General features: G+C 43.5%; 13 protein-coding genes. 6 read left to right on the forward strand and 7 right to left on the reverse strand.

Features of this window, described 5'->3' with window-relative positions; genetic code table 11:
- Window positions 1-285: transposase (locus B5X76_RS10710; RefSeq protein WP_139375275.1), on the reverse strand; the 285-nt coding region annotated here is incomplete at its 3' end.
- Between B5X76_RS10710 and B5X76_RS10715 the strand changes: the two genes are divergently transcribed.
- From B5X76_RS10715 to B5X76_RS10725, 3 genes are read left to right on the forward strand one after another with little or no spacing between them, the layout of a single operon-like run.
- Window positions 261-4,559 (forward strand): SusC/RagA family TonB-linked outer membrane protein, encoded by a 4,299-nt coding sequence (locus B5X76_RS10715; protein WP_079643116.1) that lies wholly within the window; start codon window positions 261-263, stop codon window positions 4,557-4,559. The two genes, B5X76_RS10710 and B5X76_RS10715, sit on opposite strands and share 25 nt — an antisense overlap.
- 3 nt (window positions 4,560-4,562) lie before the next feature.
- The gene (locus B5X76_RS10720) at window positions 4,563-5,903 is read left to right on the forward strand and encodes a RagB/SusD family nutrient uptake outer membrane protein (RefSeq protein ID WP_079643117.1); all 1,341 of its coding nucleotides are present in this window, start codon (window positions 4,563-4,565) and stop codon (window positions 5,901-5,903) included.
- A gap of 23 nt (window positions 5,904-5,926) precedes the next feature.
- Window positions 5,927-7,483, forward strand: coding sequence for a TlpA family protein disulfide reductase (locus B5X76_RS10725; RefSeq protein ID WP_079643118.1), 1,557 nt, complete (start codon window positions 5,927-5,929; stop codon window positions 7,481-7,483).
- 72 nt (window positions 7,484-7,555) lie between these two features.
- Here the strand turns inward: B5X76_RS10725 and B5X76_RS10730 are convergent, their stop codons facing one another.
- From B5X76_RS10730 to B5X76_RS10755, 6 genes are all read right to left on the reverse strand, one after another.
- Entirely contained in the window at window positions 7,556-7,948 is a 393-nt protein-coding gene (locus tag B5X76_RS10730) for a hypothetical protein (protein ID WP_079643119.1), read from the reverse strand.
- A gap of 7 nt (window positions 7,949-7,955) precedes the next feature.
- Window positions 7,956-8,426: a MauE/DoxX family redox-associated membrane protein gene (locus B5X76_RS10735; RefSeq protein WP_079643120.1), complete on the reverse strand. Its 471-nt coding sequence runs from the start codon at window positions 8,424-8,426 to the stop codon at window positions 7,956-7,958.
- Window positions 8,427-8,840: 414 nt separating this feature from the next.
- Entirely contained in the window at window positions 8,841-9,224 is a 384-nt protein-coding gene (locus B5X76_RS10740) for a hypothetical protein (protein ID WP_139375276.1), read from the reverse strand.
- Between the two features lie 104 nt (window positions 9,225-9,328).
- Window positions 9,329-10,048: a hypothetical protein gene (locus B5X76_RS10745; protein WP_079643122.1), complete on the reverse strand. Its 720-nt coding sequence runs from the start codon at window positions 10,046-10,048 to the stop codon at window positions 9,329-9,331.
- Between the two features lie 119 nt (window positions 10,049-10,167).
- Window positions 10,168-11,265 (reverse strand): hypothetical protein, encoded by a 1,098-nt coding sequence (locus B5X76_RS10750; protein ID WP_079643123.1) that lies wholly within the window; start codon window positions 11,263-11,265, stop codon window positions 10,168-10,170.
- A 229-nt stretch (window positions 11,266-11,494) separates the two neighbouring features.
- Complete coding sequence (locus B5X76_RS10755) at window positions 11,495-11,878, reverse strand: hypothetical protein (protein ID WP_079643124.1); 384 nt, start codon at window positions 11,876-11,878, stop codon at window positions 11,495-11,497.
- A gap of 313 nt (window positions 11,879-12,191) precedes the next feature.
- On the opposite strand from B5X76_RS10755, the gene B5X76_RS10760 reads away from it, so the two are divergent.
- From B5X76_RS10760 to B5X76_RS10770, 3 genes are all read left to right on the forward strand, one after another.
- Window positions 12,192-13,289 (forward strand): hypothetical protein, encoded by a 1,098-nt coding sequence (locus tag B5X76_RS10760; RefSeq protein ID WP_079643125.1) that lies wholly within the window; start codon window positions 12,192-12,194, stop codon window positions 13,287-13,289.
- A 210-nt stretch (window positions 13,290-13,499) separates the two neighbouring features.
- The gene (locus tag B5X76_RS10765; protein WP_079643126.1) at window positions 13,500-14,987 is read left to right on the forward strand and encodes a hypothetical protein; all 1,488 of its coding nucleotides are present in this window, start codon (window positions 13,500-13,502) and stop codon (window positions 14,985-14,987) included.
- A 14-nt stretch (window positions 14,988-15,001) separates the two neighbouring features.
- Complete coding sequence (locus B5X76_RS10770) at window positions 15,002-15,280, forward strand: hypothetical protein (RefSeq protein ID WP_245801025.1); 279 nt, start codon at window positions 15,002-15,004, stop codon at window positions 15,278-15,280.
- Window positions 15,281-15,326 lie beyond the last annotated feature (46 nt).

Here is a 15,326-nt window from a genome sequence, read left to right on the forward strand (position 1 = left end):
TGGACCGTCTCCCTTGGAGAAGATGGCTATGGCCTTTTTTAGAATATCACGCTCTAACTCCGCATCTTTAAGTCGCTTACGCAAAACCCTCAGTTCCTGTTCCTCGGGGCTTATCTTAGGATTGTCCGGGAGAACCTTATTACCATTGTAACGTGGGTTCCTGCGCCATTTACTAAGTAAACTGGGATCAATATCCAATTCGCCTGCAACTTCTGCTACTGAACCTTTAACAACGCTCAAATCGACCGCCATTATCTTAAATGAATCATCAAATTTTCTATGCATCTCTACAAATTTATAATTACTTATTAAATCTGTCTCGCATTAAAGGTAGCAACTCCAGAAGTGCAGTCGAAGGCGATTCGAACACCACCCGAAGGAGTCTCGAAGCAGTCCCGAACCAGTCTCGAAGCGGTGTCGAAGGTCTGCCGAAGAGCTCTCGAAGCCTAGTCGAAGAGGAGTCAAAGTCCGCTCGAAGCGGGTGGGAAAGTGCTACTTTTCAAAAAGGTGCTCAAACTAAGGTTGAACTAGCCTATAACCAGCCTATAACTAGGGTTGAACTAGAAATGAACTACCAAACAACTAAGGATGAACTAGCAACGAACCTAGAACGGACTAACGTTGAACTAGCAACAACACAAGAAACACCTAAGAACGGAACAAGGATAGAACAAGAAAGTTATATTTCTGCACACAAAAAGCTACCCGAAAGGTACTGTAAAGGTACGGGAAAGGTACTGAATAGTGGGGGTAAAGGTACTGGAGAGGTACTAGAGAGCTACCAAAGAGGTACTAAGGAGGTACTAACCGGTAGTAGGTCTGTGGTAGGTTATGATAGGGATGGAGATTGCTTCGGCGTAATTCCTACTTCTCGCAATGGCGAAGCTGTGGTAAATGATCTTCGCATGAATCGATTGATTCTAAGGTCTTTTCGTGCGCTCTGTGAGGAGTTTAGGAGCAAAGTGGAGTCTATGGTTGTAAAAGAAAATAGAGATCGGCAAATCGCTTTAAAACAAGCCGATAACAAATTTGTTAGTATTCTCCCTCAAGCCGGGAGTGGCTCAATACTTTTCTCGCTCAAGCCGCGAGAGGCTCATACTTTCTTACTTGATAAAGAAAGTATGCAAAGAACTCAAGGCGTTGAATGCTCACCTAAATTTCGAAGCAGTCGTCTAAATCTCAAAAACTCTCCCAATAAATTGGGATCAAACAGTTTGAGATTTTATACGCCTCCAGATCCGAAATTCTTAACGGCTGTGCATTCAAAGGCCGGTTATAAGCCATTTGCTATTCGCATACAGCTTATAGCTACAATGATCTTCATGTTGTTTAGTGGTCTCGGGCTGTCGGGGGCTGTTGCGCAGTCTCCGCAGCATCGGGGTGTTGTTCAGCAGCAGCAGGAGTCTGTGTTGCGCGGCGTGGTGCTGTCGGAGGTGGATGGGATGCCAGTGGCAAATGCTACCATTTCGGTAGGGGCTAAGACGGTGCATTCGGTCAAGGATGGCACATTCAGAATCGCTGTAGATAAACCGCATGGATCGTTAATAATTAAACATATAGGATATAAAGAGCAAAGCGTTGCTTATGATAAAACATCTACATTAATAAAAGTGCGGCTTGAAGCCAACGAAACACAGATCGAAGAAGTAGAGGTGGTCTCTACGGGGTTCTTCAGTGTGCCTAAAGAAAGGGCTACAGGTTCTTTCACGCATGTGAATAATGAACTATTGAGTAGGTCGGTGGGATCTAATGTGATTGATCGGTTAAAGGATGTCGTGCCGGGGATTACGTTTAACCAGACAAAAATTGGTAAATCTAATTTTTATAAAGAACCAAGTATCTCCATACGTGGTCGGAGTACCATTCGTGGAAATGCGGAGCCCTTGGTCATCTTGGACAACTTCCCCTACGAGGGCGCAATTGAAGATATCAATCCCGAGGATATCGAATCGGTCACGATATTGCAGGATGCTGCCGCAGCTTCGATATGGGGAGCGCGTGCAGGAAATGGGGTAATCGTACTGACGTCCAAACAGGGGCATCGGGAGCAGCCTATGCAGGTCAACTGGCGTTCGGATTATTCTATTTCGGCCAAGCCGGATCTGTATTACGCACCTATTATTCCCATGGATGAGTTTATCGAGGTGGAGCGTTTTCTGTTTAACAAGAACGCCTGGAATCCGTACATCAATCAGGGATACAGCTATATCACGCCTGCTATAGAGTTGCTTAAACAGCATCGCGATAAGAAGCTTATGGATATGGAGTTGGAAGAAGCACTAGATGTGCTGAAGGGGCAGGATGTACGTCGGGATTTAGAAAAGTATTTCTATCGTCCGTCATCGTTTCGGAAGACCTTTTTAAGCTTCAACGGTGGAGGCAAGCGGAACACGTATTACTTCTCCGCAGGCTATGATCAGAACGTATCGGATAAAGTGGGGGCGGACAATCAGCGTATCAGTATTAACATGCGCAACAGTTATGAGCTGTGGAAGGATAAGCTAAAACTGGATGTAGGTCTGCTGTTTGCCAAAGCCCTGGACCGTTCGTCCCGGAATACAAGCGTTGGCTACAATGTACTCTACGACCGCTTGGTCGATGAGGTCGGCAATCCGCTATCGATCGGCGGGGGGAATAAATTTCGCCAAAGCTATATCGATACGGCCGGTAATGGATTGCTCAAAGATTGGAACTATCGCCCAGTAGAGGAGATAGGTCTGAATCCTGCTAGGACCAGTGGACTAAGCTATCAATTGAGTACGGGCTTTGAATATAAAGCGTTGGACTGGCTTACCCTATCGGGTAAATACCAGTACGGTTCGGGGACGTCCGAGATCAATTGGTTGTGGGATGCTGAGTCGTTCCAGATGCGTAACCTGTACAACCAGTTTACCAGGATCAACCATGCTGCAGGGACAGCTACATCGGCTATCCCCGAGGGTGGACAGTTCAATGTGACGCAGTCCACTTTTTCCAATCACAATGGCCGGATACAGCTTGCGGCCCATAAGGATTGGGGTGTCCACCAGTTTAGCATGATTATGGGCGGAGAACTGAATAAACGGCAGACTTTCCGCAATGTACAGGAAACCATGCTGGGCTATCAGCCCGCTACCGAGACGTATACACCAATGGATTTGACGGCACGCTATCCGCAGTATCATGTGACATCATTGGGGAGTCTGTTGGTGTCGCCTACGCAGAATCAACGGGAGACGACGGACAATCGGAATGTCCTGATGTTCGGAAATGCGTCTTATAGCTATGATAGGCGATATACAGCTACTTTTTCGGTGCGTAAAGACCGTGCTAATATCTTCGGCGTAGAGGCGAATAAAAAGGGAAAACCTTTTATGTCGGCGGGTGTGCTCTGGAATCTGCATGAAGAGTCCTTTGTACAGTTCCCTTGGCTACAGAAGCTTTCGCTGCGCGGTACAGTGGGAACTATGGGGAATGTGAGTACAGCATCGGCTTATTTGACCTCGCAGGTTGGGGGTTCGGTAAATTCAGATAATGGTAGGAAATTCCAAAGTATTGTAACAGCTCCCAATCCGTTATTGAGTTGGGAAAAGGTACGTATGTTGAATCTGGCTATGGACTTTTCGTTGCTTAACAGTAAGCTTTCTGGCACGATAGAGCGTTATTACCGGACATCTACCGATCTGTTGAGCTATAATCCGATGAATCCATCCTCGGGGATATCTACGCTGTACGGCAACTGGTCGGCTATGAAATCTTCAGGCTGGGATATCAGTGTCAATAGTCGCTTGCGCTATTCGGATTTCTCTTGGACTGGTAATCTTGTTTTTAGCCATATCAAAGATCGGGTCACGGACTACTACGAGAAGCCGACCAATGATAGATTGTATTTGACTTCCAGTATCGGGGAGTACCCCATTGAAGGAAAGCCCTTAAATACCATATATTCTTTGCCCTATGCTGGTTTGGACAGTAAGGGGGACCCCATGGGGTATCTGGATGGCGAGCTTAGTACAGATTATGCTAATATCTATAACAATACCCCACTTTCGGAGTATATCTACCATGGACGGGCTACGCCCAGCACCTTCGGGAGTTTGCGCAATAGCTTTGCTTATAAGGGGTTAGAGCTATCTTTTATGTTGTCCTATCACTTGGGCTATTACTTCCGCCAAAAAGCTTTTTCGTCTTCATCTCTGTATTCGCTTACAGGTTATGGCAGTGCGGTATTCCAGTCCGACTATACACAGCGCTGGCAGCAGGCAGGAGATGAGGCGACCACCCGCGTGCCGAGAGCCACGTATCCAGCGAATGGTAACAGAGAGTCTTTTTATAGTATGGCGGAGGATCATGTACAGCCGGGCGACCATATCCGCTTTCGGGATATCCGGCTGTCGTATTCTTTTCCCAGCTTAAAAAATGGTCTGATCAGGAATCTACAAGTGTACGGCTATGTGGACAATGTGGCGCTGCTATGGGCTGCGAATGACAGTGGGTTTGATCCCTTGGCAATCCCGGACACGGGTTTAACCCATCCCACACCAAGGACATACGCTTTAGGTCTTAATCTTAAATTTTAAATCATGCGAAACTTTACAATTAGTATATTTTTCATATTCCTGCTCCTGTTTTCATCCTGTGAGCAATATCTGGACGTAAAGCCGAGGTCGAATATGGTGGTGCCATCGACGTTGGATGATTTTGAGCAGTTACTGAATTATAGTACGGTGGCAACAAATAGTACAGATTTGATGGAATTGCAGGCTGATGATTTCTATTTTGATACCGATTATTGGTTGGGTACGCAGAATCAGGTGAAAAAAAACACCTATATCTGGGCGGAGGATATCTATGGTACGTCTGAATCGAATACGGCTTGGGGTCTACTGTATAGCAAAGTCTTTTATGCCAATGCGGTACTGGATGGGCTGACGAAATTGGAACGTACAACGAAGAATAGTATACGTTATGATCAAATAAAAGGGGAGGCTCTATTTCTGAAAGCAGAGGCGATTTATGGATTAGTGCAATTGTTTTCTCCGGTATATGATAGGGAAATGGCAACGAGAGATCTAGGTATCCCTATCCCGATGACGGCAGATGTCAATGAGAAAATGGAGCGGCCGACCAATCGATATACTTTTGATTTTATTGTTAATAGCTTATTGGAGGCGGAGCCTCTACTTAAATCTACCGCAGATTTTTCCCGGGCGTCGAAGCCCGCGGCTAATGCGCTACTGGCAAGGGTGTATTTGTATATGGGCGAATATGACAAAGCAGGTCTGCATTCAGATTATTCCCTAAGAGATTTTAACGATTTGGTTGATCTTAATGTAGTAAGTAAAAGGGATTATCAACAGACATTACTATTTCGGTATCTGGGCTCAACAAATGATTTCTATAACAGCATTATGAAAACCACCATTATGGACTCTGTCTTAATGCAAAGCTATGTTCCGGGCGATTTAAGGGAGAGGTATTTCTTTGAGAATATCGGTCAGTCAAAATATGTAAAGAAGGATTATCATGGTTTAGGGGTCCTCATTTTTAATGGTTTTGATGCCGACGAACAATACTTGATTCGAGCAGAGTGCTACGCACGTGCCGGAGACAAGGATAAAGCTTTGACGGATTTGAATCATCTGCTAGAACATCGTTTTGAAACTGATGAGTTTGTACCCTATACAAGTACGAACAAAGAAGAAGTGTTGCAGTGGGTTTTGGAAGAACGTCGCAAAGAACTCGTATTTCGTGGATTGCGTTGGTCAGATCTAAAACGATTGAACCGTGATGGCTATGCTATTAGTTTACAAAGGAATCTAAGTGGAGAGATCTATACCTTACCGGCCGGTGACAAGCGATGGGTATTCCCCATACCGCCCAATGAAATTAAAATAACAGGCATCCAACAAAACGAACGCTAAGAACTAAAATTTAAGGAATAATAATGAAAAAAATATATCTGTGTTGGCTATTTCTTCTAGCATTGCTTGGCATAGTTTCGCTGAGTGCGCAGGAGGTAGGTCGAGCCTCTATTACAGTAGAAGCAAAACACTATAATAGGAATGATACATTGGTGCTTCGGATTTTTCGGAAATATCATTTTGGACAGATTCATCAAAATCCTTACGAGGAGATCAGATCAGGTGCTAAGGCTGGGTTTTATGGATTTCAGATAGACTCGATTCCTCATCTGACGCGCGTATACCTGTGGAGAAAGGGGGAAGAGTTTAACAATAATCCTGCAATGGCTTTATTAGACGGGTATTTATTGAGCCCTGGGGATTCTATACAAATTCAGGCCTATCCAAAGCAGGGGTGGAATAATGTAGGTATTTTAATGACAAATGGGGAGAAGCCTTTAAAGGATGCTTTTGGGTTAATGTTTAGGGGAATAGGAGCTGAAAAGTTCATTGTTAAATGGACGGTAGATAGTTTGTGGGGGCAAAAGTATAAATTCAGTGATATCCGGTATGTTAAGCAATATCCTCCCCCGTATTATGTTGATGATTTATTTAATGCTCGTGACGCTAAGTCTTGGAATGCAAGGAAGTACAAGTTCCGAATGAACGTACTGCGTGATGCTTTGCAACTATACAGACCCTATCTTACGGACGATGTATATTATCAATTGTATGCCGACTATGTGGGCGGGTTTTATGAAGCATTGAATTATCCTTTTCGGTTTTCTTTATATCACCCGGAAAGAAAGGAAATTTGGGAACGAACTAGGGATAACTTTCTCGATCATTATGCTGGACTGGAAGGAGCAGATATACCTATAAAATACCTGCGTAGTTCACCGAAGTATATGGCTTATGTTAGCTATTGGTTAGATAATTTATATTCTGTGGAGCATAGGGAAAATGGGATTTATGCGAATAAGTATGAATTGATCAGAGATAAAGCTCCTGTAGGGCTGAGAGAGGCATTATTGACGGAGGAGGTGCTCTTAATGTATGGGCAGAGAGAAAATCCACAAATCCTTGAGGATGCCCTGCGTATTATTAAAGACCCCTATCTTTTGCTACAACTAGAGGGGCTTGATGACTTGGCTATAGGTAAGCCGGGCGCAACGTTTGAACTCTTTGATAAAGACGGTAAAGTCGTTGCTTCCGATCGGTTTAAAGGGAAGGTGGTGTTTATGGATTTCTATTTTCTAGCCTGTAATAACTGCCACAGTTATATCGAGCAAACGGTCAAACCGGTTTATGAAAGGTATAAAAATGATGAACGGATAGTCTTTGTTACTGTCGCTGCCGAAGATAGAAAAGCTTATTTGAGGGGGTTGGAGTGGGCAGCGCTGCATGGTAATAACGCGTATGATTTATATACAGGGGCTCTTACCTTTAAGCATCCATTGATTCAGCATTATAGAATAAAGGCTTATCCAAACCCGATGATTATCGGTAAAGACGGGAATATTTTTGCCCGGTCGGACAGAGATTTGCGCAGTCAGCAGGGACTGATAGCTGTAATTGAAGAAGCATTGGCGCAGGACTAGATGGTGAGACAAAAGAAAATAGCGGAGTGTAGAGCTCCGCTATTTTAGATCATGATTACCTAAGAACGTTAATTATTTTAATAGATTCGGCTTATAATCACCTGTACACTGCACCCAAGTGTTCGTTTGTTCATCATATACGTAATGACAAGTGATGTTTTCGTTTTCAGTACAGGTGAAGTTCGTTTGATAGAAACCTACAGATTCCATATTGGGATCTGCTCCCGGAGGAAGGGTAGGTGCAGGTAATTCATCATCAATCTGTCTGTAGCTTTCTACTGTTCTATCCTCACAGATACTTTGTTGATTATTAGCGAGTGCGTAGCCAACACTGCCGAATAGGGCAAAGAAGGCCAAAAGTCTAAATGTTTTCATTGCTTTTAGTTTAAAAAGGTTTTTTAGTGTTTTTTGTTCTGCCCCGATGGCTCCTGGAGTTACGGGGTTGTTTTGAGCATTTCTTTTCATAGCTTTTCTATTTATTTCTTAGGTTATCATGACCTTTTGGTTTTCTGATTAATAAGAGTATGCCTACAGCGGCCAGTAGCACGACAAGATTGACCAGATAATGCTGCTGCCAGCTCAGGCTTTTGAATGCACCCTGACAGGAGCAAGGGAGCGTTATCGCAAAATTCAGTATCGCATAGATATAGGCACTGTACAGTAGCATAAGACCGCCTATGCTCCAATAAAGCCAACGCTTTAAAGGATCGAATAGCAGCATGAATGCCAGGCCGTACTCTATAAAAACGATAAAAGCCGCAAGACTGTAGTTTAGTTCGCCCGCCCCGATAGAGAGTGTCTCAATATGGGCCACAAAAGCCCGAAAATCCATTACTTTCTTGGTCGCGGTATAAAGCAGGATCCCTGCCAGTGCTATCGCTAAGATCCTAACCGCTAGGCTACGATAATCTATTTTGCTGGTTTGTATTTGTAATGTTTTCATTTTTTTGTTTTTTAAGCTTGTCCCGACTTTAGGCGGGGTGATGAAGGTGATGTTTCAGATAGGGGGCTATCCCGAACCTGATTCGGGATAGCTGCCTACCGAAGCACCAATTTGCTACCTCTCGTGTGCCTTCAAATCAAAGGTATAGCAAATAGGAAGTGGGTCGGGGGTTGAGATTTGAGAGGGGCAACGCGGTTTCTGGCCAATGAAGAGGGGTGGGGGTGCGAAAAGGTGATTCCTACTGCTTTTCGGATTCTTGTGCAAAACGCGATTTGTGCAGCGTAATCGCTGTTTTTAGCTGGTTTTGAGAGGTGTGCTAGGGGGTGTAAAAGGGTGTACACCCCCTTATTTTAAAAAAAGTGCTTTTTGTATATGAGGCCACCAAGGGCAAACCTTATTCTTGCTGTGGTTATGCTAGCTGCTTGCGATGATACATTTGAGCTCTTTGTCAATGTAGCGCTCAATGTAGTACGCCATTTCTTCGATATTGAATTTATCAATGTGATCGTCGGCTAGGTGCAATGCGTATTCCCTGAAGACAGAGCGCTCAAGATGAGGGGGAGGTGGAGGCCCCACTGTCTTACACCATTTTCCGTTATACTCGTAAACATTGATATGGTCGGTTTTGGGATCGCCGCAGAAGGCCAAAAAGCCACTGTTGAAGAATCTGCGCGACAGCGGATCTGCTTTGTTTGCAATAGCAAATAGCACATAATGGGGAGAGTCATAACATGGTTTACAAATTAGTAACCTTGTTCGTATATGCTCTATTCGGACGTCTATATTGACTTGTCTCATGATGGTGCTCAATAAACTCTGATATGTTCGTATTTGTCGTAGCACCGTCGCAAATTTTTGGGAAAACACAGAGTGCTTTTTCCGTTCCACAGTAGCGATTTGGTCTATTTTTTCTTTGCTCGCGCGAATTGATTCTTTAAGTATTTTGTAAGAGATAATATTGGATTCCATGTCTGATAATAGCTGCTGCTCGTCGTTTGCTGAAGTCTGGTGTTGCATGATTTTAATGTATCAAATGTGGGTAGTTTTAGAGATGGGTATTGCAGAGCAATGTAGTTGAGTTCTTTGGATAGGTATTCTTTGATAAAAGGTTTCACCGCTTCGAAATCGAAATGGTCGATCGGTATGTTGACTAATCGCCATGCGTGTTTTTCAAATTCATTGCGCTTGGTCGCGGTATCTGCGCTATTTTTCCTATCTATTTCATCTGAGTATTCGTATAAAGTAATCTCATTTCTAGCAAAATCGCCTAGGATAGCCATAAACCCGGAATACCGCCATCGTTGAATGTGTTTTACTTCTTTGGGAGCTATCGCAAATAGGATATAATTTTTGTAACCATGTCGTAGCCGTAATATTTGCGCTGCGTGTTCCCAACTTTCAACACGGATATCAATACTAACTTCTTCCAGGATAGGCCTCAGCGTATCTCGACACTCCATGAATCGCCGTCGGATGTCTTTTAGTTTTTTCATGTAAATGTCTTGCCTCGTACTTAAATCGAGTGCTTCTGCCTCTTCTCTTTCTCTTTTTTGATGGAGATTCTCGATACAGGTTCTATAGGCATGCGCCATGGAAGCTATTCTTGTTAAATGCTTTTCCATTATAAAATAATGTGATTTTTATAGCGCTTTCACGCTAATTGGTCTGTAATTATGAAGATACAAATTTAATTTATTGATTACAAGCGATTTGTATTAAGATATTTACCTTCACCTGGTACTTAATGTTTAAAATCCTGGTCAATGGCCTCCACAACGGCTTTCAGCAAGCGCTTCATTTTGATAGCCGACGCCTCCAGACGGCTCTTCTCAAACTTTTCCAATGTCTTGTACGATATATTTTGCTTACTGATGCTCTGGATCGTATTGGAAAATGCTTTGGCGGCTTCCCGTTTATTGGGGTAATCATAAATTCGAAATTTATAAAAGTAGTAGAAGATGAGATTTAACTCGTCTCCGTTTAATTTGGTCAATAGCGAAGTCTCTTCAAATGTCGTATTGTCTTGCACGCTGTCTGTGAATTTCTCAAGGAGGTCGTCGACATACAGAAGCATCTGTTCGAGCAAGGGTTCTTGAGACAGGTTGTAACAAAGGTCGCCACTGTGATAACTGAACGTCAGCTGCCGCTCGATATGGAATAAATGCTTCTGTGCACGACCTGTATCCAGCTCCTTCAAGGTTTTTGTTAGATGTTCGCTCCAACGGTTGAAGAAGCCGGGATAGTTAAAATTAAAACGGATCATTAAGAATACGTACCGGTCTACCCAGACTTTGTCCCTATTGTCACGTGCTATCTGCTCTAGTCCACCGAGTAGTTTCGGAATGTAGTCGAGGTGGGCATAACAAAGCTGTGGCTGCTTACCGGGATTCAAAAGACTCTCAATCCCATACCCGAGCTCTAAGATATAAAGCTCGGGTATCGCTTTCTCCAAGAGTTTGCTACTGATAGCAGGGAGCCGCCTTTTTATCTCCTCGGACAATTGCTGTTGTAGAAATAAAGGTGGCGTATTACCCGGCTGTATATAGAAGCCGAAAGAAAGTTCAAAACGGAAATATAATTTCTCAACAGCCTCGAAAGAGGAAAACAGATCGGGTGCGGACCAAAGCTGATCCAGCAAATTGCGAATGAGGACATAGCATTGATTAATTAGCTGACTGGCCATCTCGGGGGTTTTGATCTGTCGGAATAAGACAAACATATCGTCCAAGACCTTGGCGCATATCTCGTCGATGGAAAGGTCTGGCTTCGAAAGCTCACTCCTCGAAGCCAATAACTGCTGCTCAACAGCCTCTTGTAAAGGAGTTATTGTAGATATCATAATTAAAGTAATATTTTTCGGTTAATAGTTTGTTAGATATGATGCTGTCTAAAAGTAAAAAATAGTCGTCACCTCGACCTCGTGGAGAGGTCTATGAACTGTATAGGATTAATATATAGTTTCTAGATCTCTCCACTTCGGTCCCCGATACATCGGGACGCAGCGGAAGGACGATACAGTTTACAAGCTGTCATTGGTAACCTAAGGAGCAGAACTGTAAATCGGCTCACTACCGATACCGTATCCATATAGCGACTTGATCGAGGGGTCCTGTAGGTTCGGCTCCAAAGGTGAGACTCTGCGTAGCCTGCCGCGAGAAGATAATGTCTTTGGGGCTTTTATCTTCTTCTGCCGGGCGGCTCTCTTTGTAAAAACTCACCAACCGACCCTGATCCCAGCTGTCGGCTACCGCCGTAGCCATGCGTTGTAAAAATATAGGATCCATAGTCCGCAACTGCTCGTACTGCCGTGGCGCCAGTATAAAATGCTCTTCGATCCAAAATACAGGTTTGGCCCGTAGGTAGTCGGTCTCTAGACGACGGCCACTTGGGGATAGGCTCAATAGCTGGGTCTCCACACGGGAGAATCCAACACTGTCAAAACTCTCTTTCATATGCATATATAGCTTGGTTACTCAACTGGTAACATGTTAATTACCAGTTATTCTCATTTCTTTTAATTGATAACCTCGAATTTAGAGAACACTTGCTATACATTCCAAGAAATTGGCGGACGAAAAGTCTGTTTGTACACATTTTGTACAAACTCAACACGGAAATGTCCGCATGGTTTGTCAAAATCATGCAAATACTGCAACCAGTCATTTAATTTATTAGTAAATAAAATTGAATAATTTTTATTAAATTGCTTTTTGGTATGCTGCATTTTTAGATAAAGACAGCATACCGCATCAAACTCTGACCTTTATGAAAGCACGATTCATCAAGTATGCTCTGCTCTTATTATGGAGCATGATGGCCGCCTATCTGATCAATATATCGGACAAAATACTCGATCCGGAGAAACGCATAACCGACTATAAATTTGGCATTGTATATTTTGTCACCGTAGTTCTCTTTGGGATATATACCTATGGTATCAGTAAGATCTATCATTCTTTACTGGGCAATGACACGCTCGAGAGCAAGATCGGATCGCGCCGCGCGACATTGTTTTATTTTGCAGCCGCTACGCTGTCGGTGGTCTTCGTGCACCGCTTGTTTCTACATGCAGCGGTCGCACTGGCCAGTCCCAAACCAGTGCGTTTGTGGGACGAACTGCTAGCCCCTGCATATTGGAAGACCGATTTTATCTTCCTGCTCATCCCGGTAGTGGCTACAGTAGCCTTCTTTTATCGCTACCCGCAGTATAATCTGGTTAAACTCAAAAAGGTGCTGGTAGAGGTTCCGGTGGATCGTCCGGTATTTGTGGAGGTGGAGAAGCCTGTAGAAGTGCTAGTAGATCGTCCGGTATTTATTACGGTCGAAAAACCAGTAGAAGTACTGGTCGAGCAACCCGTCTTCATCGAGGTGGAAAAGAGCGTAGAGGCTCCAGAGAAAGTCTCTGCAGGATGGAGGACCTATCGTCTGCCACATATGTTACTGGCTGATCTGCGAGTCCAATTGGATCTGACCGTACGCTTTGTCAATCACAGCATACGCCTATTTGATATCGTATATATCGTGAAGGAAAACAACAGCTATTTTGCAATACTGACCAACGGTGAGAAGTACCAGATAAGATTTGCTAAAAAAATGCTGTCCGAATGGACACTAGGAGGATGGTTTGTACAGATCAAAAGCGGCCGCTATATCAATATGCTGTATGTACGGTACCCCATATCCAACTTGCGCAAACTAGAGCTAGACGAGACCGTAGCCCAAGTGTTATTCCACACGGACAGCCGCTACAACGAGTCCATGCTAAACGTAAGCCGCCGCCTCTCAGAAGACGTAAAGGAATTCTTGAACCGCATCCCCGAGCTCGAAGAAATCGGCTGGGAAGATGCGACCGCTAATTTTTAATATAGCCAATATCGGGGATATGTTTATTCGATGGTTGTCCGTAACATTGAGGTATGAAATATCCATGTAGTAGAACCTACACAAACACGAATGACCGCGAAGCAGTATGCACACCAATTACAACAATTCGTGCATAATATATTTTGGATATTCCATATGGCCATTGAAAGTCAAACCGAGCCTGCGAGCTCATGAAATAATTATACACATATGAAAACAGCAATGTGCGGTATCCTTTTCATGCTGACAGCAATGACGGCTTGTACACAGGACAAAAAAGAGGTCAGACTACCCTTATATTCAAACGCGAAGATGACAAATGCGGTTCCTTTCTTAACAAAGCAAAATACGTATATCTATGTAGATCGAACAGATCTCAAACCTATCTCGGATCGACAATACCTACGGGGATCTGTATTTACACCCACAGGCTTTGCGGTGGTGGTCAATGAAAAGTACGAATACGCGGTGATAGATGGCAAGGGAGAAATGGTATTAGATTTTTCGCCCCAGCAAATCAACCTGAACAGCGTTAACGGACTGACGTTCTATAAAAAAGAAACGGAGCACGAAAAGAAAATGCCCGTATGGAAATGGGACTGGAATATCATGGGAGGTGGCATCAAGAAAGAACAGACCTACCGTAAAATAGAGGTCGGCATTCTGGGATCGAACCAAATTCTGTTAAAACAAGATCTCCCGTATCTGGAAGATAATGTCTATTTAAATCTGGTGGCTGTAGATGATAAACACATCTATTGGAACGGCGATCTCTACCAGATCAAAAAGAATGGTCTTCGAAAGATAGATTATAATATTACTGATGTACTGCAAGATAAACGTTTTATCAAAACTTCGAGTGCAGGTGTATCCATGTATGGATTTGAGCAAAAAAAAGCAGTTCGCAGCAACATGCAAGGAACGCAATCGCTTTCTATCCGGTATGGAACGGAAACCATAACGCTCGAGGAAGTCAACAAAGATCGTTATGAGCCAGAGGTTCCTAAACTACTGGTAGACCGCAAAACGGATGAGGTATATGCTTTTCCCCAATATGAAAAGGCATTTCCGAAAGAAATCAAAAAGGCGACTGCCGCACAGATAGACTTTATAAAGAAAACATCGCTGGTATACTCGATCAACAATTCGCCTTACTTTCTCCTGGGCGTGTTCAATTACGATCATGCGGTATGGGCATACGATTGGTTATATATCGACACCAATGGCAATGTGGTAGATCGATTGGAGCGCACATATAATTTTAAGGTACTGGACCAAGTCGGCAACCTGGTGTGGCCTGATAGAAAGATGATTCTGCCGGATGCGCTGAATACGGAAAAGTGGAAATTTGGCAAGATCAGCTCTTATAGTGGGATGGAGGATCTATATATCATTCCTATCGAAGATCAACGAGAAGTCCGGACCAAAGGACTATGGAACAGCCGCACCCAATCTTGGGCTATAAAACCGGAATACCAGGATATCTCCGTTTTGGATACAGACAAAGGTATCTATGCGGTACAAAAGGATAAAGAGGGTCTATATATGCTTTATGATAATACGACCAAACAGCATATAGGGTCAAAAGCTTATCAAGCTATTAATTCGGACGGTTTGGTTACTGTAAAATCGGATGCTGGAGAATTGATCTATTATTATATCGATATTTACACAGGCAAGGAATATCGGGAAGAATAGCGAATGCATAGGAAATGCGGATAGATTCTATACTGTTGTTTAACTTTCACTCGATCGATTTTCTAGACGAAGAGCGATTCAGGAGTTACGACAGCTGGGAATGTGGCAATGATTGCTTTACAGAGGTGTACGGAAGGTACTATTTTACAGAAGCTAAACAGATAAAAATGGAAGTGGATAGTATACGCACATCAGGAACCTGTATGGCCCCGACACAGATTTTCAAACCATCAAAAAATAGGACCTTCGACCTTGCGAAGGAAGGACAACAGCTAAAGCTTACCAGCAAATAAAACGATAAGAGCGCTGTGGCTTGGAAGATGCTGTAGCTATAACACG

It is taken from the genome of Sphingobacterium nematocida, from assembly GCF_900168125.1.
Classification (GTDB): domain Bacteria; phylum Bacteroidota; class Bacteroidia; order Sphingobacteriales; family Sphingobacteriaceae; genus Sphingobacterium; species Sphingobacterium nematocida.

Bases quoted from the DNA above. Each gene is read 5' to 3' on its own strand.
- B5X76_RS10730 (WP_079643119.1), bottom strand. From the start codon at position 7,948: ATGAAAAGAAATGCTCAAAACAACCCCGTAACTCCAGGAGCCATCGGG.
- B5X76_RS10725 (WP_079643118.1), top strand. From the start codon at position 5,927: ATGAAAAAAATATATCTGTGTTGGCTATTTCTTCTAGCATTGCTTGGC.
- B5X76_RS10750 (WP_079643123.1), bottom strand. From the start codon at position 11,265: ATGATATCTACAATAACTCCTTTACAAGAGGCTGTTGAGCAGCAGTTA.
- B5X76_RS10735 (WP_079643120.1), bottom strand. From the start codon at position 8,426: ATGAAAACATTACAAATACAAACCAGCAAAATAGATTATCGTAGCCTA.
- B5X76_RS10760 (WP_079643125.1), top strand. From the start codon at position 12,192: ATGAAAGCACGATTCATCAAGTATGCTCTGCTCTTATTATGGAGCATG.
- B5X76_RS10715 (WP_079643116.1), top strand. From the start codon at position 261: ATGAATCATCAAATTTTCTATGCATCTCTACAAATTTATAATTACTTA.
- B5X76_RS10770 (WP_245801025.1), top strand. From the start codon at position 15,002: ATGCGGATAGATTCTATACTGTTGTTTAACTTTCACTCGATCGATTTT.
- B5X76_RS10765 (WP_079643126.1), top strand. From the start codon at position 13,500: ATGAAAACAGCAATGTGCGGTATCCTTTTCATGCTGACAGCAATGACG.
- B5X76_RS10745 (WP_079643122.1), bottom strand. From the start codon at position 10,048: ATGGAAAAGCATTTAACAAGAATAGCTTCCATGGCGCATGCCTATAGA.
- B5X76_RS10720 (WP_079643117.1), top strand. From the start codon at position 4,563: ATGCGAAACTTTACAATTAGTATATTTTTCATATTCCTGCTCCTGTTT.
- B5X76_RS10755 (WP_079643124.1), bottom strand. From the start codon at position 11,878: ATGAAAGAGAGTTTTGACAGTGTTGGATTCTCCCGTGTGGAGACCCAG.
- B5X76_RS10740 (WP_139375276.1), bottom strand. From the start codon at position 9,224: ATGAGACAAGTCAATATAGACGTCCGAATAGAGCATATACGAACAAGG.